Here is a 20,039-nt window from a genome sequence, read left to right as displayed (position 1 = left end):
GAAGCTGCAGATTTTAATAGAAACTACAACGCGTGTGAACGCCGAAGGATGCTCGTGGCCAAGGAAAAACCGCTGACCATCGTCATTGCTGCTGACACTTATCCGCCAGACGTCAACGGTGCAGCGATGTTTTGCTACCGGTTGGCTACTGCGATGCATGCACGCGGCCACCGGGTGCATGTGCTGGCGGCCCGTGGAGATAAGGGCAAGACCTACACCGAGATCCGTGATGAAGCAATTGTGCATCGTCTGGAATCGCATTCGGTACCTACCCACGAGTACTTCCGCATCGTGTTCCCGTGGGAAGTCAATCGGCAGATCAGCAAGCTGCTCTCGGATATCAAGCCCGATGTAGTCCACGCCCAGAGCCACTATATGATTGGCCAGCGCACGATCGGATGGGCTCGCAAGAACAAGGTTCGTTCCATCGCCACGAACCACTTCATGCCGGAAAACCTTGACCCCTTCCTGCCTTTCCCGCAGTGGTTCAAGCGAATTGTCGCGCAGAATTCGTGGAGAGACATGGGGAAGATCTTTGGGCGGGCAGACGCCGTCACGACCCCGACTCCACTGGCGGCCAAGGCAATGCGTGAGCGTGCCAAACTGAACCGGGTGCTTCCGCTGTCTAACGGGATCGAGATCGGCAACTACGAGCTGGCGGCAGGGGAAGAAATCATTAAAAACGAGTTCCCCACGATCTTGTTCGCAGGCCGTCTTGCCGTTGAGAAGAACATCAATGAACTCATCGAGGCATTGCCTTTAATGAGCCAGGTGCCGGATGCCATCATTGAAATTGTTGGCGGGGGAGAGCAACGCGCTCACTTGGAGAAGATCGCCGACGAATTGCAGCTGCGAGACCGTGTCCGTTTCCTTGGGCATGTAAGTGATGAACAACTGCGCCAGGCCTACCTGCGTTGCGATGTGTTCTGCCAACCAGGCACCGCCGAACTGCAGTCATTGGTAACCCTGGAAGCACTCTCGGCTTCCAAACCCGTCGTTCTGGCCAACGCGATGGCCCTGCCGCACCTGGTAGACGAAGGCATCAATGGTTACATGTTCACGCCGGGAGACCGGCAGGATCTGGCCAACAAGCTAGACCAGGTTCTTGCCTTGGATGGGCAGCGCCGTGCCAAGATGGGTGAAGCCGGGCACGAAAAGGTGAAGAACCACGCGCAGGAAAAGACAATGAACTCCTTCGAAGCCCTTTACCGCGGCCACGAAGTTTCCACCCATTAATAGGTTCATCGTCATCGGGTGCGTCAAGTCGGTGTTTCGGCTAGTGATGCCCTAGAATATTTCGAGTGTGGTTACGCCGCTTCGGCGATGGGCCCATGTGGGGAGTTAGCTCAGTTGGTTAGAGCAGGGGACTCATAATCCCTTGGTCATGGGTTCAAGTCCCATACTCCCTACCAAACAAGATCGTCCAGCAGCTTATGCAAAAAAGCTGCTGGACGATTTTTCGTTCCGGGGTCTGGAAACTGGAAGAAGCCAGTTCCCGGCCCATTGCGCGGTGCCAACTTGCAACTCTCATGGCAGTCCAAGGAACAGGCCACGCGGCTGCGCGGCATGGAGCTCTCGCCAGGGGCAAGAACACGCAGAGGATCCGGTCTGCAAGACCCGCGACAGTAACCGTGGCTCTTCATGGTGCACCCCTGGGAGCCTTCACGGTCATTCGTGCAGCGGCAAGAGTATTGATGGACGCATGTCGCGGATCAGCAACACCGGGTCAATGTATTCTCCTTCGAGTCGCACGCCCCAGTGAATGCATCGGCCCGAGCAGTGCGCCCCGGTTGCTACCTGTCCCACCTTCGCGCCAGCCTCGACCCAATCGCCCACCGAGACTCCGGCGGCTACCGGTTCGATGCTGGTCCTGAATCCGGAACCGTGGTCGATGACCAGCACGGGTCGATCCACGATCACTGAAGCGAAGGCGACTTGGCCGCGCTGGGGCGCGAAGACCGAGTCTCCGGAGCTGGCAGCCAAATCCACGCCGCGATGACCGGGAAGCCAATTCTCCTCCGGCTTATCGAAGGGCTCCAGAATTTCCGGTTCGCCAGCTAGCGGCCAACGCCAGCCGTTGCCGGCGGCGAGTGCAGCTTGTGCTTGGACTGGTTGTGGCGCCGCAGTCAGGGGCGAGGCCGGAGGACCACTGAAGGCCAGCAGCAAAACCTGCAGCCCGGCGACTAGATACTTGGATTTCATCCTCTCAGGATGGACCCAATAGCCGGATCTTAAGCAGTTGGAAGAGCGAATTGTGGGCAAGCGAATGGGCTGCAGATCACCGATATCGCCGTGTAAAGCGTTGAGTTCTCTGTAGTACACTTGAAACAGCAGTGTCCTGTCACAGGTGTGTCCAAAACTGGGTGCGTCGGGCAGGGGATTGACTTCGCGTATGAGTATCCACAGCTTCATGAGCTGTGGCCTGAGGTTCCAGTGGTCCGAGAGAATCGGTGGACCGAAGGCGAGATGCCAAGCATCTATCGGTATTCATGCTAGGGCGGATATCCACAATGGCTATCTGCATCAACCCGAACAAACAAGAGCAGTTACCGCGGGCGCATGCGCGCCCGGTCCGCCACTGCTGAAAGGAGTTGCGACATGCCAGTCGTAACCATGCGAGAGCTGCTTGACAGCGGCGTCCACTTCGGCCACCAGACCCGTCGCTGGAACCCAAAGATGAAGCGCTTCATTTTCACCGAGCGCAACGGCATCTACATCATCGACCTGCAGCAGTCGCTGTCGTTCATCGACCGCGCTTACGAGTTCGTCAAGCAGACCGTTGCCCACGGCGGCACCGTACTGTTCGTCGGTACCAAGAAGCAGGCTCAGGAATCGATCGCCGAGCAGGCTAACCGCGTTGGCCAGCCATACGTGAACCAGCGTTGGCTCGGCGGTATGCTGACCAACTTCCAGACCGTCTCCAAGCGCGTTCAGCGCATGAAGGAACTGGAAGAGATCAACTTCGAGGACGTTGCTGGCTCCGGTCACACCAAGAAGGAACTGCTGCTGCTGAAGCGCGAGCTGACCAAGCTGCAGAACAACCTCGGTGGTATCCGTAACCTGACCCGCACCCCTTCCGCTATCTGGATCGTTGACACCAAGAAGGAACACTTGGCTATCGACGAAGCACAGAAGCTGGGCATCCCAGTTGTGGCCATCCTGGACACCAACTGCGATCCGGACGAAGTTACCTACCCAATCCCAGGCAACGACGACGCAATCCGCTCCGTCAACCTGCTGACCCGCGTTGTTGCTGACGCTGTGGCCGAAGGCCTTATCGCCAAGAACAACAAGGCTGCCGGCAAGACTGAGGGTGCTGCTGAGCCAATGGCTGAGTGGGAGCGCGAGCTGCTTGAGGGCGAGAAGGCCAAGGCCGAAACTCCAGCTGCAGAAGCTGCAACTGAAGCACCAGCTGCAGACGATGCAACTGAGGCACCAGAAGCCAAGTAGTCACCTCGGTGACTCCAGAAGTTTGCCTGGGCGCACTAGCGTGTAGCTCGGGGTGAACTTCACCAAGTCTTGTGGGACGGGCCGGAAATCCGACCCGTCCCATAAGCAAAATAAACTTGAAACTCCTAGCTGAATGGGATTGCACGTGGCAAACTACACCGCTGCTGATATCAAGGCACTGCGCGAGCGCACTGGCGCCGGCATGATGGACGTTAAGAAGGCACTGGACGAGGCTAACGGCGACGCCGAGAAGGCCATCGAGATCATCCGCGTCAAGGGCCTGAAGGGCGCTACCAAGCGCGAAGGCCGTTCGACCGCTGAAGGCCTGGTTGCTGCCAAGGTTGAAGGCAACGTCGGCGTCATGATCGAGATCAACTGCGAGACCGACTTCGTTGCCAAGAACGAGAAGTTCATCGCACTGGCCAACAAGGTCCTGGATGCCGCTGTGGCTTCCGGTGCTGCAGATGCAGAAGCACTGCTGGCTTACGAGCTGGACGGCAAGACCGTTGGCGACATCGTTATCGAAGAGGGCGCAATCCTCGGCGAGAAGGTTGTTGTACGCCGTGTTGCACGCATCGAGGGTGCCAAGGTTGCTTCGTACCTGCACAAGACCAGCAAGGACCTGCCAGCTCAGGTTGGCGTTCTGATGGCTGTTGACGCTGACAGCGAAGCTGCCGCAACCGTCGCACACGACGTTGCTGTCCACACCGCTGCAATGGCTCCTACCTTCCTGTCCCGCGAGGAGGTTCCAGCTGACAAGGTTGCCGACGAGCGCCGCATCGCAGACGAAACCGCTCGCGCGGAGGGCAAGCCAGAAGCTGCACTCACCAAGATCGTTGAAGGCCGCCTGACCGGTTTCTTCAAGGAAATCGTCTTGGTTGACCAGGCTTTCGCCAAGGACGCAAAGAAGTCCGTAGGCAAGGTCTTCGAAGAAGCTGGCACCAAGCCAGTTGCCTTCGCACGCTTCCGCGTTGGTGCCTAAGCTTTTACAGCTCTAAGCATTAGCCGTACGCATTAAGCGAACCGCGTTCAGGGCAACCTGAGTGCACAAGATCAAAGGGAGGTGAGCACCGAGAGAAAACTCGGTGACTCGCCTCCCTTTTCTTGAGCCCGGATCTCACGATAGCTTGGGATCTGGGAAGTAGTACCCCCAGCTTGATTCCGACCTCCAGGAGTAAGACACCTCATGCCAAGCACCCCAGAAACCAAACGACGCCGCGTACTGCTCAAGCTCTCCGGTGAAGTATTCGGCGGCGGCAAGATCGGCGTTGACCCGGATACCGTTCGCGGCATCGCCAAGCAGATCGCTGAAACCGTAGGCGAAGTAGAGGTCGCAATCGTGGTTGGCGGCGGCAATTTCTTCCGCGGCGCAGAACTCTCGGCCTCCGGCATGGACCGCTCGCGCGCAGACTACATGGGCATGCTTGGCACCGTCATGAACTGCCTGGCACTGCAGGACTTCCTGGAACAATGCGGCGTCGAAACCCGCGTCCAGTCGGCCATCGCCATGGCCCAGGTCGCAGAAAACTACATCCCACGCCGTGCCATCCGCCACATGGAAAAGGACCGCGTTGTCATCTTCGGCGCTGGCGCAGGCCTGCCGTACTTCTCCACCGACACCGTGGCCGCGCAGCGTGCCCTGGAAGTCGATGCTGACGAAGTTCTGATGGCCAAGTCGGGCGTCGATGGCGTGTACACCGCGGATCCGAAGAAGGATCCGACCGCCAAGAAGCTGGAGACCTTGACCTACAGCGACGCGCTGGTCAACGACATCCGCGTGATGGACCAGACCGCCATGACCATGTGCCAGGACAACAAGCTCAATATGCTGGTCTTCGGCATGGAAGGCGAAGGAAACGTGGCCGCGGCAATTCGCGGCGAGCGGATTGGCACCACTGTCACCGTCTAATCGGTGATCGTGGCTTAGGATTGAAGTAGATTTTAATTTCCCGTAGCGGAAACACAGATGAAGTACTTGAGGAGTACCGGTGATTGACGAAACGCTGGCGGAAACCGCCGAAAAGATGGAACGCACCATTGAGGCCGCCAAGGAGGACTTCGCGACGATCCGTACCGGTCGCGCCCACCCAGGCATGTACTCGAAGGTCATGGTGGACTACTACGGTTCCCCGACCCCACTGCAGCAGTTGGCTTCCTTTGCAGTGCCAGAAGCACGCACCATCACCATCACCCCATTCGATGTGACCGCTATGCGCGCAATCGAAAAGGCTCTGGGCGATCCAGAAGTTGGGGCAAACCCATCTTCGGACGGAAAGATGATCCGCGTTGTCCTTCCAGTGCTGACCGAAGAACGCCGCAAGGAATACGTCAAGCTGGCCAAGGCCAAGGGTGAGGACGCCCGCGTTGCGCTGCGTAACCACCGCCGCAAGGCCAAGGACTCCATCGACAAGTTGGTCAAGGATGGCGAAATTGGCGAGGACGAGGGCACCCGTGCAGAAAAGGACCTCGACGCGCTGACCAAGAAGCACGTTGACGCAGTTGACGAGATCTTGAAGAAAAAAGAAGCAGAGCTGCTGGAAGTCTAATGCCAGGCTCGACAGACAACACTGAGGGCAACGCTTCGGCGGTGCCCTCAGTGGCATCCGGAGAATCCCAGCCCCTGACCCGACGTGAAGCTCGTGCCCAGCGCGAGGCTGCCGCCAAGGGGAAAAAACGCGGTTTCATGAAGAACCGTGCGGCTAGGGAAACTCCAGAACCTGCCACTGGAATCCAAGAACCGGTCACGACTGGACCGGCCAATCCGGTAGCTGCTCCAATGGCCACGCCAGCACCGGCACCAGCCGTGGAGCAAGTTGCCGGCACCGATGGCGTTTTGCCGACCCCTCAGCCAGGGGCTGGCGCGAACCCGGCAGCCGAGGCTTCCCCAGGCAAGGATGCAGCCGCTACGGCTGATACCGGGCAAGCGAAAGAGCGTGCCAAGGCAGCCTTCAAGGCTGATACGTCCAAGTCGGTGGCGGCTCCGGGGCCGGTAGCTGCCCAGCAGGCCGGACCAGCCGAGGAACCGGCTGAGCCCGTAGAATCGGCGGAACCCGGCAAAGCCAAGATCTTAGCGGCCCCAGCTGCCCAGGGTGGTATGCCAGCGAAGGGCGAAGCGACCAAACAGGACGCCGAATCAGCGGCGCAGAATCCAGCGCCTGCCGAGGGCAAGGTGCCTGCTCCACCGGTTTCCGACTCCACGGACCTGGCCGAGACCGGCCAGCCCGACGCGGCAGAAGCAGACATCCCTGCCGAGCTGTTGATAGGAACCCCGGAGCCGAAGAAATCGCGCGCCGGACGCAACCTGCCCGCGGCAATCGGCGTAGGCTTGCTGATGCTCGGCGTCGTCCTCGTTGGCCTGATGTGGTCGCAGCCATTGCTGGTCATCGCGCTGATTGCGCTCAGCGGCATTGGCTGCTGGGAAGTTGCGAGAGCTACTACTCACGCCAAGACCGCGGTGCCTCAATTGCCGTTGTACCTGTCCTCGGTCTTGCTGCCGGTCAGTGCCATTTGGGGCGGGGTGGAAGCCCTTGGATTCAGCTACATTGCCTGTATCCTCATCGCTCTGCTCTTCCGGCTCATGGAAGGACTCAAGGGTGCTGTGGCCTCGGTGATGAGCAGCGTGTTCATCATCAGCTGGGTGCCGCTGCTGCTTTCCTTCGCCCTGCTGATTCTTGATTCCGAGAATGGCCAATGGCTCATTGCCACGCTTTTGCTGCTCGCGGTCGCCAACGACACCTTCGGCTACATCGTGGGTGTGCTAATAGGCAAGCATCCGATGGCGCCAAAGATTTCTCCGAAAAAGTCCTGGGAGGGCTTCGCCGGATCAATGATTGGTTCGATGGCTATTGGTGCTTGCGCAATGCACTTCTGGCTGGAAATGCCATGGTGGACGGGCGTCATCTTGGCGTTCTTCACCACCATTGCCGCGACCACTGGCGACTTCGCGGAATCCATGGTCAAACGTGAACTGGGCATCAAGGACATGAGCAACTTGCTGCCGGGCCATGGCGGAATCATGGATCGCTTGGACTCGATATTGTTTGTCATTCCTCTGGGCTACGTGATTTCGCATGTGTTGGCCTGGAGCGTCGAAGTCTTCTGACCGGTCCCGCCAGCGGGTGTGATCCTCTACTGGAATGCACTGGCTGGTGTGGCCATTAAGCCAACTATTGGCCCAAGCCAATAGAATATGAGGGGTATCGCCTTACCGGGGTACCCAACTGATATCTCTCTAGAGAAAAAGGAACTGTCGTGTCGCAGCAGCAAGATGCTCCGTTTTCCCGCGTACCGGACTCGGAATTCGGCTACAATGCAAAGCAAGTTGATGCATTCCTGAGCCGTGCCCGCGCCACCTTCAACGGTGGAGGAAACGACGACAGTGTGGTCACCAGCCACCTGATCCGCCGCACCACTTTTGCGCCGCAGAAGGGCGGGTACCAGGCCCGCGAAGTCGATGGTGCGCTGGACCGCTTGGAAGATGTCTTTGCCAAGCGCGAGCGCGACGACTTGATTGCCCATCAGGGCGAGGAGGTCTGGCTGCAGCAGGTAGGCCGCCTGGCCGCGATCCTGCGTGGCCGCCTGCACCGTGCCAAGGGTGAGCGTTTCCGTCGCCCGTCGCGTTCCAACGCGTCGAGCTACAACATCGAAGATGTCGATCGCCTATGCGATCAGCTCATCGACTATTTCGAGAACGACGTGCCCATGGCCGTTGACACCGTACGCCGCGTGGAATTCCGCTCTTCGCAGGGAACCGATGGCTACGAGGAATCGCAGGTCGATGCATTCCTTGACCGCGTGGTCGAGCTGATGGCTTCGATCGACTAGCAGCTGTCTCCAGCGCAAACGCATTGCCGCGCAGGGCAGTGGGAAATTCTTCCCGCTGCCCTGCGCGGCTTTTTGCATTCTTGGCGACGCGCTGGCCCATATGGCTAGGGCCGGGTCTGTTCATAGTGGGCCAACCAGTTTCGCAGCATTTCTTCGAGCGCAGGACGATCAGCGGGGGCCAGCTGGTCCACGAGGCGCTTTTCGTTGCGCATGTGGGCGGTAAACGCTTCATCGATTTTCTTCTTGCCGCTAGCCGTCAAGGAGATGCGGCGCCCACGCCTGTCATCACCGGATAGCGCGCGGGTGACCCAGCCGTTGCTGACCAGCTTGTCGAGCCGCTTGGTCATGGCTCCGGTGGTCACCATCGTCTGCTGTGCCAGCTCGCCGGGGGCCAGGGAGTGGGGTTCTCCTGCCCGCCGCAAGGCCGCGAGCACATCGAATTCAGCTTCGGTCAGCCCATGCTCTGCATAAACCGTGCAGAGCTCCTCGGTCAGGTAATTAGCCAAGCGATGCAGCCGGCCGATGATTCCCTGGGGCGCTGGGTCGAGATCCGGCCGTTGTTCTGCCCACTGCTGTTGAATGCGCGATACGTGGTCGTTTTGCTCCATGCCTTTATTATATCTTCCAAGGAAGCTAAAGTATCTTCCATGGAAGATATTTTGAATTCCGCGGGGCACCGGCTTCGAACGCTGGGCTGGGTAGCACTGACCGCGATAGCCCCGATCGCGTGGGGCTCCAATTACTATGTCACCAAGGAATTTCTTCCCGACGGCTCAGCGCTCTGGGGTGCGGCGATCCGCGCATTGCCGGCGGGCTTGGTGTTGCTGGGGCTAGCCAGGAAACTCCCGCAGGGCAGCTGGTGGTGGAAATCCGCGGTTCTGGGCGTGCTGAATATCGGTGCCTTCTTTGCCCTGATCTACGTGGTGGCGCAACTTTTGCCATCGGGTGTCGCTGCTACGACCATGGCGATTTCTGCCGGTGTGCTCATGCTGTTCGCATGGCTATTGCTCGGTGAACGTCCTGCACGTTGGCCTTTGGTTGGGGCCCTCTTGGGCTTCGTCGGCGTGGGCATCATGGTATTCGATGCACAGGCCGGCATCGATATCCTGGGGATCGTCTTGTCGCTGGTAGCAATGGTCCTATCCAGTGCCGGGTTCATCTTGACCAAACGATGGTCTGAAGGGATGCCGATTATCCGTGTCACCGCGTGGCAGCTGGTGGCCGGAGGGGCAGTACTGGTCCCCTGCGCGCTGTTCGTGCATGGAGCACCCCCTGCGCTTGACCTGCAGGCGATGGCGGGCTTCGGCTATGTCAGCCTCATTGCCACCGCGGCTGCCTATCTTGCCTGGTTCACCGGGCTGCGCCATCTCCCTGCATCGTCAGTTGGCCTCATTGGCCTGCTCAATCCAGTGACAGGGGTCCTGCTGGGAACATTGCTGGCAGCGGAAAGCCTCGGCCTCCAAAGCCTGATCGGGATGGGCTTGGTTCTCGGCGGAGTCCTTCTGGGGCTGGCCAAGGGATCCCGGCGCAGATCAGCTTCGGCACGCGAAGCATCTGGCCGCGACGCGCCTGCCGGAGAATCCGTGGAGACTGGCTAGAACTTCGCCCGCCAGTCCGGGACATGGAGCAACGCCATGACGCGTTCAACGTTGGCGGGCACGCTCCGCTTGGTGCTGCGCGATACGAAGATCATCACCATGAAGGCCAAGGGAACGCTCCACGCCGCAGGCTGGCGCAAGAGGTGGATCCAGATCTCATCTTCCTGGGGCAGGAAGGCGCCGGTCATCAAGGCCAGCCCGCAGGAGATGCCGCCAGCCAGCAGTCCGGCAACAGCACCTCGAGCGGTCAGTGAACGCCACCAAATGCCCAAGAGCAGCAGCGGGCAGATGGTGGATGCAGTGAAGGCGAAGACGTTTCCAATGGCGCCCGCCAAGGCCAATGAATTGGTCACCACCGCGACCAGGACGGGCAGGGCGGTGGCCAGCACGGTAGAGATCCTGAAGCCCCGCACGGTACCCGAGAAGAATTCCTGGGACAGCGCACCAGCCAGGGATACCACCAAACCGGAGGTGGTGGAGAGGAAAGCTGCGAATGCGCCACCGACGACAATTGCGGTCAAGGCGTCGCCCAGGAATCCGTCGAAGAGGCGCCCGGGCAAGAGCAGGATGGTGGCATCGGTTTCATTGGTGGCACCGAGCTCCGGGGTGTAGAGCAAGCCCAGCACGCCCAAAGTCGTCGGCAAGAGGTAGAACGCGGAGAGCAGGCACAGCACAATCACCGTGGTGGTACGCGCAGCCTGGCCTGTGGGGTTCGTGTAGAAGCGCACCAGCACATGCGGCAGCCCCAGGGTGCCGAAGAGCAATGCCAAGATGATGGATACCGTCTCGTAGAGGTTCATCGCGTTCACGGACTCCAGCTGCGCATACAGGGCCTGGGCATGCCCGGATGCCGAATGCTCGGGGATGGCCCGCCCCAGCAGGAAAATCGTGGGAATAACCAAGGCCGCCAGCTTGAACCAGTACTGGAAGGCCTGGACGAAGGTCACCGAGCGCATCCCGCCGGACAGCACCGTCACGCAGACAACCGCGGCAACAATGACCGGACCGGCCCAACTCGGGAATCCGGTAGCGATGGATAGGGTCAGGGCTGCTCCGTGCATTTGCGGAACGATATAGAGCCAGCAGATCACCACCACCAGATAGGTGGTGATTTTCCGCAGCATCGGCGAGCCTTCGAAACGGATCTGCGCGAAATCGGGAATTGTGTATGCCCGGGAACGTCGCAGGGGAGCGGCAACAAACAGGAGCAGCATCAAGTAGCCTGCGGTGTAGCCGATGGGGAACCACAAACCTGATTGCCCAGAGAGCACAATCAGTCCGGCAACGCCCAGGAACGAAGCCGCCGACAGGTATTCGCCGCCAATAGCAGAGGCATTCCACCACGGGCGTACGGTGCGTGAAGCTACGTAGAAGTCGGAAGTTGTACGGGACAGGCGCAGGCCGTGGAAGGCGATCAGCATGGTGGTGAGGCAAACGATCACCAGGGAGGAAACGGACAGCAGGCTAGCCACGGCTGATGCTCCGATACCGTTCTTCATTGCGTCCCGCGGCCCTGTTGTAGAGCATTCCGGCCACGATGATCAGTGGATACATGCCGATGCCCAAAACCCACCATGGCAGGGGCAGGCCCAGCAGGTGGATGTCCTCGAAGACCGGCCAAAAGACGAGCAATGCACTGATGCCTACCAGCATCGCCAGCAGGCCCGCCGCGACGGCACAGGCCAGCCGCAGCTGGGAGCGGATCAGCTGGCGAACATAGAATTCTTCTGCTGTGTGCTCGGGACGGTCGGGGGAGACAGTCAAGGATGCATCCTGCGGAGCCTGGACACGCACGCGTTTTGGACGCTGCTCAGCGAAACGTCCGGGCATGAGGGGCTCTCGCCGGCTGTTGTCTTGGGGAAGGTGCTCCACGGAAGGCCAGCAGCTTCCTACAGCGGGCGGACGCGGTTGGCAGCCAAGCGTTCCCGCAGGTATGGCAACGCGCGACGAGAAATCGGAAGTTCGGTGCTGTTGACCAGCACAGCGGCCTTGCCGGTCTGCAAGCGAACGGTTTCGATCTTATCCATGCACACCAGGTAGGAACGGTGGATCCGAACGAAACCGGACTCGCCCCACTGCTGTTCCAGATCGTTGAGCGGAACCCGGATGAGATAGCTCGAATCCTTGGTGTGCAGCCGGGCGTAGTCTCCCTGGGCTTGAACGTAGGCGATATCCGCCCGAGGGATCAGCTTGGTGATGCCTCCCTGGTCCACCGTGATCATTTCCGGCTTGGCAGGGGTCTCCTCGACCAGCTCGCAGATGCGGCGAACGGATTCGGCCAGGCGCTGCGGGCGAATGGGCTTGAGCACGTAGTCGATGGCGGCCAACTCGAATGCTTGCAGCGCTTGATCTTCATCGGCGGTGACAAAAACAATCAGTGGGGGATTGGTGAACCGGGAGATGACGCGGGCAATGTCCAGGCCTGACAAAGCCGGCATGTGGATGTCGAGGAAAAGTGCGTCGACAGTATTTTCCTCCAGCGCCTTCAGCGCCGCGGCACCAGAGGTGGCGCGGTGAATTTTCCCGATGCGGGAATCCTGGCTGAGCAGAAAAGCGATTTCTTCTACCGCTGGAAGTTCATCATCGGCGACCACCACGTTAATCATGCGAAAATTCTACCGTTTATTGGATTTTTCTATGCATCGGAAGTGATCGTGTTGGGCGGACGGAACTTCGGGACACGCAAAGTGATCAGCGTTCCGGCCCCCGGCGCGGTCTCCACCACCAGTCCATTGGAATTGCCGTAGAGCTGGCGCATGCGCAGGTCGACGTTGCGCAGGCCTACGTGCATATTCGGGGTATCGCCAGCTAGCACACTGGACAGCTGCTCGGGATCCATGCCCATGCCGTCATCTTCCACGCTGATGACTGCGTGCATTCCGTCTTCGGTGGCCGTGATGGAGATGACTCCGCCATCTGGCCGGGCTTCGAGTCCATGGCGTACCGCGTTTTCAACCAGCGGCTGCAAGGCCAGGAAGGGAATTTGCGTGGGCAGCACCTCGGGAGCGATCTGCAAGGAGACCTTGATGCGCTCACCGAAACGGGCCTTTTCCAGCAACAGGTAGCGGTCAATGGCTTCCAGTTCTTCGGCCAGGGTGGTGAATTCACCGCGGCGGCGGAAAGAGTACCGGGTGAAGTCGGCGAATTCTATGACCAGCTCACGGGCTCGAGCGGGATCAGTATTGATGAACGAGGCGATCGCATTCAGCGAGTTGTAGATGAAGTGCGGGGAGATCTGAGCGCGCAAGGCACGCATCTGCGCTTCGAGCAGCATGGCCTTGGATTCATCGAGCTGGGCGGTGGAAACTTGCGCGGATACAAAGACCGCTACCTCGGAAACTGCCCGAACGAAGCTGGCGCCGGCCCTGCGTGATAGCGCGGTCACCGTTCCCACGCTTTGATCTCCTACGGTGATCGGCGCGGACACGAAGTCCATGCCGGAGGAACGTTCTACCTGGGTTTTGCCGGTTGCCAGCGCGCTTTTGGAAACCTTGGAGGCTGCTTCTTCGAGTTCCGCGGTGAAATCGGCCCCTGCATCGGTGGCCAGCACATGGGTGGTGTCGCTGATCAGCAATACCTGGCAGTTCAAGAGCCTGCGCAGCGCCTTGGCGCTTTTGGCCGCCCCGTCCTCAGTCAGGCCGCGCTCCAAATGGGGAACCGCAACGGACATGTGGTGCAACGTCTTGTAGGTGGCTTCCTCGACGTCGGTACCCATTTCCTTGGTGGAGCGGGAAATCCTGAAACCGATGTAGCCGACAAGAGCGATTCCGACCATCGCAATGGCGACGATCAGGGTGACTTGCAGCGCTGGAGACATGTATCCCATCTTAGGGCCCTGCCTGATCTGCCGACCGTTCAGCGCGCCATGCTGCGCCGTTGGGCGCAGAAAGCAGTCCGTTGAGCCACGAGCTGTGCAAGCCCCCTAGTCGCCAACGGGTTTATCGCCAATAGTGAACTTAGTCACAAAACCGATGTGCGCCCAGTCACATCATCAACTCGCTCAAGGAGGGCATCATGAGTGCCAACCCGGAACACGGCGTCGCTGCTGACGTTGATTTCGTCAAGGAGAGCCAATCCGAGGAATTCCAGGAACTGCGAAAGACCCACCGCAGTTTTGTTTTCCCGATGGCAGTCTTCTTCCTCGTCTGGTATTTCGCCTATGTGCTGCTAGCCGACTACTTCCACGACTTCATGTCCATCAAGGTTCTCGGCAATATCAACATGGGTATTGTTCTCGGGTTGCTGCAGTTCGTGTCGACCTTCGCGATCACCGCGGCCTACGTCAGTTTTTCGAATAAGAAGCTCGACCCCAAGGCAACCAAAATCCGTGAACGCCTAGAGAGCGAGGGAGTGAACTAAATGAACCAGCTCAGCATCCTGGCCCAGGCCGCGGGAGAGTCGACCCAGGTCGGCAACCCCTTGGTCAATATCGCCATCTTCCTGGCCTTCGTGGGCGTCACCATGGTGATCGTGCTCCGCGCCTCCAAGAACAACAAGACCGCTGCGGATTACTATGCAGGCGGCCGTTCCTTCACGGGAACGCAGAACGGCACCGCAATTGCCGGTGACTACCTCTCGGCAGCCTCCTTCCTGGGGATCGTTGGCGCTATCGCCATCCAGGGCTACGACGGCTTCCTCTACTCGATCGGCTTCCTGGTTGCTTGGCTGGTTGCCTTGCTGCTGGTTGCGGAGCTGCTGCGCAACACCGGCAAATTCACCATGGCCGATGTGCTGTCCTTCCGCCTCAAGCAGCGTCCGGTGCGCATCGCCGCGGCCATCTCCACGCTGGCAGTGTGCGTCTTCTACCTGCTGGCGCAGATGGCTGGCGCCGGCGCGCTGGTTTCCCTGTTGCTGGGTATTGACGAGAAGCTGGGACAGTCGCTGGTGATCGTTATCGTTGGCGCATTGATGATCCTCTATGTGCTGGTTGGCGGCATGAAGGGCACCACCTGGGTGCAGATCATCAAGGCCTGCCTGCTGATCGCCGGCGCGCTGATCATGACCGTGTGGACGCTGGCCATGTTCGGCTTCAATTTCTCCGACCTGCTGGGCAAGGCAGCTGAAGTAGCCGGCAACCCTGAGATCCTGAATCCGGGCATGAAGTACGGTGTTTCTGAAACTGCCAAGCTGGACTTCATCTCGCTGGCCCTGGCCTTGGTGCTTGGCACCGCCGGCCTGCCGCACGTGCTGATGCGCTTCTACACCGTTCCTACCGCGAAGGAAGCCCGCAAGTCCGTCGTCTGGGCTATCTGGCTGATCGGCGCCTTCTACCTGTTCACCCTGGTGCTGGGCTTCGGCGCCGGTGCACTGATTGGCCCGGATCGAATCCAGGCGGCTCCAGGCGGCGTGAACTCTGCGGCACCGCTGCTGGCCTACGAATTGGGCGGCACAGTGCTGCTGGGCCTGATCTCTGCAGTGGCCTTCGCAACCATCCTTGCTGTGGTGGCGGGCTTGACCATCACCGCGGCGGCATCCTTCGCCCATGACGTGTACGCGTCGGTGATTGCCAAGGGCAAGTCCACTCCAGAGAAGGAAATGAAGATTGCCCGCCGCACGGTCTTGGTTATCGGAGTCTTCGCTATCGCTGGCGGCATCGGTGCCCAGGGGCAGAACGTGGCCTTCCTGGTGGCATTGGCCTTCGCGGTGGCCGCTTCGGCTAACCTGCCAACCATCTTGTACTCGCTGTTCTGGAAGGGCTTCAAGACCCGCGGCGCAGTGTGGTCCATGTACGGCGGCCTGGGTTCGGCTTTGCTGCTGATCATCTTCTCGCCAGTGTTCTCGGGCTCGGAGACCGCAATGATCCCAAGCATCGATATGGTGATCTTCCCGCTGGCTAACCCGGGTATCGTCTCCATTCCGCTGGCCTTCTTCCTAGGCTGGCTGGGCTCGGTTACCGACAAGCGTGTCGAGGACATTACCAAGCAGGCGGAAATGGAAGTTCGTTCGCTGACCGGTGTCGGTGCCGAGAAGGCAGTCGACCACTAAGGCGAAGAATTCATAAAACTCAATAGCGAAGTTCCGGGAACCAGCCAGCAGGCTGGTTCCCGGAACTTTTTTGCTGCCCTGAGTGCTACGCGTTGTCGGCTAGCGAGTGCTGAAGCAAAGCGGTGGTGCGATAGGGGACGAGCTCGGCCATGGATAGTGCCGAGTCCGCACGATTCACTCCGTCTATATGCAGCAGCTGTCCATGGACCCGAAACAGCTCCTCGGCGTCTTTGGCCGCTACCCGCACCAAGATGTCGGCAGAGCCGGTGAGCCCGTGTGCTTCAAGCACCTCGGGGATGGCTTCGAGCTTGGCGGCGATGTCCCCGAGATGGCGTTGCTCAACATGCAGCTCGACAAAGGAAAGCAGCCCGTAGCCCAGCACTTCGGGCGGGATGCGGCGGTCAATGGAATCAAGAACTTCATTCTCCAGGCGGGTCATCCGCGTCTGCACGGTATTTCGCCCGAGGTTCAAAGCCGTGGCGATAGCCGAGCCGGTGCGCTTGGCTGCGGTCGAGAGGGCCAGCAGGATGCGCCGGTCGGTAGTGTCCAGAAGTAGCATAATGTGCACGTTAGCACTGACCGGTTCTCATAAACAGTGCGTTTTGCTCTAATTCCAAAAACACCATTGTGCATCCTGCCTTGCGTGAGTAGCATCACATTAAGCGGTGTTTGTGAATGAAAACCCGCAACCGACTACGTGAGAGTAAGGATGCCGATCGTGTCCACACAGCACATTGACGTAGCCGCCGGATGCCTACCCACGCATCAGCTGCTGAACGTCGACGGGAAACGAATCCCGGACGAAGAACTTGACCATTATCTGAAGGACCTCAAAGAAGCGGACCTTGCAGATTTCCTTCGCGACATGGTGGTCCTGCGCCGCATGGACAATGAAGCCACCGCATTGCAGCGCCAGGGCCAGCTGGGACTCTGGGCCCCGTTGCTAGGCCAGGAAGCCGCACAAATCGGCTCGGTCCGCGCCACCGAAGCGGATGACTTCATTTTCCCTTCCTACCGCGAGCATGGCGTCGCATGGGCCAGGGGAGTGAAAGCAGAAGATCTGCTCAGCGTGTGGCGCGGGGCCCAGGCTAGCGGCTGGGATCCGAATGAAGTCAATATTGCTTGCCAGCAGATTGTCATTGGCTCCCAGGCTTTGCACGCAGCCGGATACGGAATGGGAATCAAATTCGACGGGGGCAAGCAAGTTTCTGTGGCCTACTTTGGCGATGGCGCCACCAGCCAGGGCGACGTGAGCGAAGCCATGGTCTTCGCCGCCAGCTACCAGGCGCCAGTGCTGTTCTTCTGCCAGAACAACCAGTGGGCCATTTCCGAACCAGTCCACCTGCAAAGCCGCACCCAGATTGCCGACCGTGCCCACGGCTTCGGGCTGAAGACCTGGCGGGTGGATGGCAATGACATCCTTGCAGTCTACGCAGCCACCAAGGCCGCCCTGAATCACGCGCGCAACGGCCTGGGCCCAACCTTCATTGAAGCGGTCACCTATCGCATGGGGTCGCACACCACCGCCGATGATCCAACCCGCTACCGCAAGAGCGAGCAGCTCGAAGAGTGGAAAGCCAAGGACCCTATCGACCGCCTGGTGAAGTACCTGCATGAGATGGGTGCCGATGTGCAGTCCTACGAGCAGCGTGCCCAGAACGCAGCCGATGATCTGGCCGCGAAGCTTCGCGTCGCGATCACCACCATGGAGGACCCCAAGGTGGAAGAGCTGTTCACCAATGTATATGCCGAGAAGCACGAACCAACCGAACGCGCAGCCAAGAACTATCTGGACTACTTGGCAGATTTTGAAGGTGGAGAGTAACTGTGGCAACCACCATGCTCAAGGCGCTGAACAAGTCGCTGCACGATGCCCTGGACGAGGACGAGAAAGTCATCCTGCTTGGTGAAGACATCGGAACCCTCGGCGGCGTCTTCCGGGTCACCGATGGCCTGAAATCCAAATTCGGCGAGCACCGCGTCGTCGATACCCCGCTGGCAGAATCCGGCATTGTCGGCAGCGCCATCGGCCTGGCCTACCGAGGCTATCGCCCAGTAGTGGAGATCCAGTTTGACGGCTTCACCTACCCGGCCTTTGACCAGCTAGTATCCCAGCTGGCTAAATTGCATTACCGTTCCCGGGGCCGTGTGAAGATGCCGGTGACAGTTCGAATTCCCTACGGCGGAGGAATCGGTTCACCGGAGCACCACTCCGAATCGCCGGAAGCATATTTCGCCCACACCGCCGGTCTGCGCGTCTTCGCGCCTTCAAGTGTCGAAGATGCCTATAGCATGTTGCGCCAGGCCATCGATTGCGATGATCCGGTCATCTTCTTCGAGCCGAAGCGCCGCTACCACGAGAAAAGCACAGCTGAACTTCTGGCTCCAACGCCAGACGGATCGCCAAAGGCCAAGATCATCCGACCCGGTGAAGATGTCACCGTGGTCGGCTATGGCCCGACCACTTACACCTTGGTGGATGCGGCCAAGGCCGCAGAAGATGAAGGTACCAGTCTGGAGGTCATCGACCTGCGCACCCTGGATCCGTTGGATATCGACACCGTGGCCGAATCCGTCAAGCGCACCGGCAAGCTGGTTGTAGTCCATGAAGCCAGCCGCACCAGCGGTATCGGTGCAGAAATCTGTGCCGAAATCACCGAGCGCTGCTTCGACTATCTGGAGCACGCCCCATTGCGCGTCACCGGATTCGATATTCCGTATCCGCCATCGCGGCTCGAAAGCCACCACCTGCCCGATTTGGATCGAGTGATGCACGCGGTTGATACCGTGATGCGCCACAACGAGGCAACCGAAGGAGCTGCCAAGTGATGACCGCCCACACATTCAAACTCCCGGACCTCGGCGAAGGGCTCACCGAGTCCGAGGTGCTGAATTGGAAAATCAAGGTTGGCGAGCATGTTGCGCTCAACCAGATCATTGCCGAAGTTGAAACCGCCAAGGCAGTGGTTGAACTGCCCTCGCCGTATGCCGGCTTCGTTCAGGCTCTGCATGCCACCGAAGGTGAAACAGTGCAGGTTGGCGGTCCGCTGGTCACTTTTGATCAGGAGCCAGGCGCTTCCGGCGGGCAGCCGCCAGCAGCAGGTCCCGGAAATCATGGGGAAAGTGCGGCCGTCGAGCGCACCCCAACCCTCGTTGGCTACGGTGCCCCGGCAGACACCGGCAACCGTCCAACGCGAAAAGCTCGTGGCTCCCGCAACGGGGGAGCGGCGCAATTGGCGGAACCAGTTGCATCCGCACCGGATGCCGCGCCGGCCAGTCCTGAGCGCGAGCAACATGAGACGACTCGATGCACACCGCCCGTACGCAAGCTGGCACGCGATCATGGAGTCGATATTTCGGCGCTCGCCGGCAGCGGCGAGGGTGGGCTGGTGCTGCGTAGGGATGTTCAGCAGGCCATCGATTCCGTAGGTACCAGCACCTCATCGGCAAGGGGAAATGAGCCAGCGTCCTCGCCGGATGTGGACCGCCATGTGAAGATCACCGCCGTCCGCAGAGCCACAGCCAAAGCGATGGTGCAGTCGGCGTTTACTGCACCGCATGCCACCGAGTTCCTCACTATTGACGTCACCGAATCCATGGCGTTGGTGGAAAGAATGCGTTCGCATCGCTTGCTGAAGGACCGGAAACTCAACATCACAACGTTGGCGGCGCTCGTGGTGACGAGATTGCTGAAGACTTATCCTGCGCTGAACTCGACGTGGGATGAAAAGGCTGACGAAATCATTGAGTTCGGGTCAGTGAATCTGGGCATGGCTGTGGCAAGTGACCGCGGCTTGCTGGTTCCGGTGCTGAAAAATGCCCAAGCCAAGACGTTGCCCGTATTGGCAACTGAACTCAGCGAGATTATTCTCCAGGGCCGCGAAGGAACGTTGTCACCAGCCCAATTGACCGGTGGCACATTCTCCATTACCAATGTGGGGGTTTTCGGCGTGGATGCCGGGACCCCGATTCTACCTCCGGGGCAGGCTGGAATCCTGGCATTAGGCCAAGTGAAACGAAGGCCTTGGGAATACCAAGACCAAGTTGCCCTTCGCCATACCATGACTTTGGCTTTGTCCTTCGATCACAGAGTGGTTGACGGCAAGGAAGCAAGCGAGTTCCTCGCAGGTGTCGGCTCGGTATTGGAAGACCCCGGAATGATGAATATTTTTATTTGAGCTT

Annotated in this window: 20 protein-coding genes and 1 tRNA gene; 14 read left to right on the top strand and 7 right to left on the bottom strand. The window is 59.6% G+C overall.

Features of this window, described 5'->3' with window-relative positions:
* Window positions 1-48: 48 nt before the first annotated feature.
* Together AC1Z36_RS15830 and AC1Z36_RS15825 are read left to right on the top strand one after the other, a co-directional pair.
* A complete protein-coding gene (locus AC1Z36_RS15830; RefSeq protein WP_105657237.1) occupies window positions 49-1,236 on the top strand; it encodes a glycosyltransferase in 1,188 nt (395 codons plus the stop codon).
* 99 nt (window positions 1,237-1,335) lie between these two features.
* Window positions 1,336-1,412: transfer RNA gene (locus AC1Z36_RS15825), tRNA-Ile, on the top strand.
* Between the two features lie 256 nt (window positions 1,413-1,668).
* On the opposite strand, the gene AC1Z36_RS15820 is transcribed toward AC1Z36_RS15825, so the two are convergent.
* Window positions 1,669-2,202 carry a M23 family metallopeptidase gene (locus AC1Z36_RS15820; RefSeq protein ID WP_105657238.1) on the bottom strand — a complete coding sequence of 178 codons (534 nt, stop codon included), beginning with the start codon at window positions 2,200-2,202 and terminating at the stop codon, window positions 1,669-1,671.
* 396 nt (window positions 2,203-2,598) lie between these two features.
* On the opposite strand from AC1Z36_RS15820, the gene rpsB reads away from it, so the two are divergent.
* From rpsB to AC1Z36_RS15790, 6 genes are all read left to right on the top strand, one after another.
* Window positions 2,599-3,450 carry a 30S ribosomal protein S2 gene (gene rpsB, locus AC1Z36_RS15815; protein WP_105657239.1) on the top strand — a complete coding sequence of 284 codons (852 nt, stop codon included), beginning with the start codon at window positions 2,599-2,601 and terminating at the stop codon, window positions 3,448-3,450.
* Between the two features lie 145 nt (window positions 3,451-3,595).
* On the top strand, window positions 3,596-4,432 hold the full coding sequence (tsf, locus tag AC1Z36_RS15810; RefSeq protein ID WP_105657303.1) for a translation elongation factor Ts: 837 nt from the start codon (window positions 3,596-3,598) through the stop codon (window positions 4,430-4,432).
* 204 nt (window positions 4,433-4,636) lie between these two features.
* Window positions 4,637-5,359, top strand: a complete 723-nt coding sequence (gene pyrH / locus AC1Z36_RS15805) for a UMP kinase (protein ID WP_105657240.1) — start codon at window positions 4,637-4,639, stop codon at window positions 5,357-5,359.
* A 79-nt stretch (window positions 5,360-5,438) separates the two neighbouring features.
* A complete protein-coding gene (gene frr / locus AC1Z36_RS15800; RefSeq protein WP_105657241.1) occupies window positions 5,439-5,996 on the top strand; it encodes a ribosome recycling factor in 558 nt (185 codons plus the stop codon).
* Window positions 5,996-7,552, top strand: a complete 1,557-nt coding sequence (locus AC1Z36_RS15795; protein WP_286134152.1) for a phosphatidate cytidylyltransferase — start codon at window positions 5,996-5,998, stop codon at window positions 7,550-7,552. Before frr ends, AC1Z36_RS15795 begins: the two co-directional genes overlap by 1 nt.
* Before the next feature lie 149 nt (window positions 7,553-7,701).
* Window positions 7,702-8,274, top strand: a complete 573-nt coding sequence (locus AC1Z36_RS15790; RefSeq protein WP_105657242.1) for a DivIVA domain-containing protein — start codon at window positions 7,702-7,704, stop codon at window positions 8,272-8,274.
* A gap of 104 nt (window positions 8,275-8,378) precedes the next feature.
* On the opposite strand, the gene AC1Z36_RS15785 is transcribed toward AC1Z36_RS15790, so the two are convergent.
* The gene (locus tag AC1Z36_RS15785) at window positions 8,379-8,882 is read right to left on the bottom strand and encodes a MarR family winged helix-turn-helix transcriptional regulator (RefSeq protein ID WP_105657243.1); all 504 of its coding nucleotides are present in this window, start codon (window positions 8,880-8,882) and stop codon (window positions 8,379-8,381) included.
* 39 nt (window positions 8,883-8,921) lie between these two features.
* On the opposite strand from AC1Z36_RS15785, the gene AC1Z36_RS15780 reads away from it, so the two are divergent.
* A complete protein-coding gene (locus AC1Z36_RS15780; protein WP_105657244.1) occupies window positions 8,922-9,872 on the top strand; it encodes a DMT family transporter in 951 nt (316 codons plus the stop codon).
* Here AC1Z36_RS15780 and AC1Z36_RS15775 read toward each other — a convergent pair.
* The 4 genes from AC1Z36_RS15775 to AC1Z36_RS15760 are packed head-to-tail and all read right to left on the bottom strand — an operon-like array spanning window position 9,869 to window position 13,689.
* Window positions 9,869-11,344 (bottom strand): sodium/solute symporter, encoded by a 1,476-nt coding sequence (locus tag AC1Z36_RS15775; protein WP_388023966.1) that lies wholly within the window; start codon window positions 11,342-11,344, stop codon window positions 9,869-9,871. The genes AC1Z36_RS15780 and AC1Z36_RS15775 overlap by 4 nt on opposite strands.
* A complete protein-coding gene (locus AC1Z36_RS15770) occupies window positions 11,337-11,702 on the bottom strand; it encodes a DUF485 domain-containing protein (protein WP_105657246.1) in 366 nt (121 codons plus the stop codon). The genes AC1Z36_RS15775 and AC1Z36_RS15770 overlap by 8 nt, the downstream gene beginning before the upstream one ends.
* Before the next feature lie 59 nt (window positions 11,703-11,761).
* Window positions 11,762-12,478, bottom strand: a complete 717-nt coding sequence (locus AC1Z36_RS15765; RefSeq protein WP_105657247.1) for a LytR/AlgR family response regulator transcription factor — start codon at window positions 12,476-12,478, stop codon at window positions 11,762-11,764.
* Between the two features lie 29 nt (window positions 12,479-12,507).
* The gene (locus tag AC1Z36_RS15760) at window positions 12,508-13,689 is read right to left on the bottom strand and encodes a sensor histidine kinase (RefSeq protein WP_105657305.1); all 1,182 of its coding nucleotides are present in this window, start codon (window positions 13,687-13,689) and stop codon (window positions 12,508-12,510) included.
* A gap of 197 nt (window positions 13,690-13,886) precedes the next feature.
* Between AC1Z36_RS15760 and AC1Z36_RS15755 the strand changes: the two genes are divergently transcribed.
* Window positions 13,887-14,231 (top strand): DUF485 domain-containing protein, encoded by a 345-nt coding sequence (locus tag AC1Z36_RS15755; RefSeq protein WP_105657248.1) that lies wholly within the window; start codon window positions 13,887-13,889, stop codon window positions 14,229-14,231.
* Window positions 14,232-15,857: a solute symporter family protein gene (locus AC1Z36_RS15750; RefSeq protein ID WP_105657249.1), complete on the top strand. Its 1,626-nt coding sequence runs from the start codon at window positions 14,232-14,234 to the stop codon at window positions 15,855-15,857.
* A gap of 85 nt (window positions 15,858-15,942) precedes the next feature.
* On the opposite strand, the gene AC1Z36_RS15745 is transcribed toward AC1Z36_RS15750, so the two are convergent.
* Window positions 15,943-16,416 carry an Lrp/AsnC family transcriptional regulator gene (locus AC1Z36_RS15745; protein WP_105657250.1) on the bottom strand — a complete coding sequence of 158 codons (474 nt, stop codon included), beginning with the start codon at window positions 16,414-16,416 and terminating at the stop codon, window positions 15,943-15,945.
* Between the two features lie 150 nt (window positions 16,417-16,566).
* On the opposite strand from AC1Z36_RS15745, the gene pdhA reads away from it, so the two are divergent.
* Genes pdhA through AC1Z36_RS15730 form a run of 3 tightly spaced genes read left to right on the top strand, consistent with a single transcriptional unit; the run spans window position 16,567 to window position 20,035 of the window.
* The gene (gene pdhA, locus AC1Z36_RS15740; RefSeq protein ID WP_105657251.1) at window positions 16,567-17,682 is read left to right on the top strand and encodes a pyruvate dehydrogenase (acetyl-transferring) E1 component subunit alpha; all 1,116 of its coding nucleotides are present in this window, start codon (window positions 16,567-16,569) and stop codon (window positions 17,680-17,682) included.
* A 14-nt stretch (window positions 17,683-17,696) separates the two neighbouring features.
* Window positions 17,697-18,686 (top strand): alpha-ketoacid dehydrogenase subunit beta, encoded by a 990-nt coding sequence (locus AC1Z36_RS15735; RefSeq protein ID WP_105657306.1) that lies wholly within the window; start codon window positions 17,697-17,699, stop codon window positions 18,684-18,686.
* On the top strand, window positions 18,686-20,035 hold the full coding sequence (locus tag AC1Z36_RS15730) for a dihydrolipoamide acetyltransferase family protein (RefSeq protein ID WP_105657252.1): 1,350 nt from the start codon (window positions 18,686-18,688) through the stop codon (window positions 20,033-20,035). The genes AC1Z36_RS15735 and AC1Z36_RS15730 overlap by 1 nt, the downstream gene beginning before the upstream one ends.
* Window positions 20,036-20,039 lie beyond the last annotated feature (4 nt).

Source organism: Glutamicibacter sp. BS14 (genome assembly GCF_056934375.1).
Note: the sequence above shows the minus strand (reverse complement) of the source record. Positions and strands in the feature narration are given on the sequence as shown.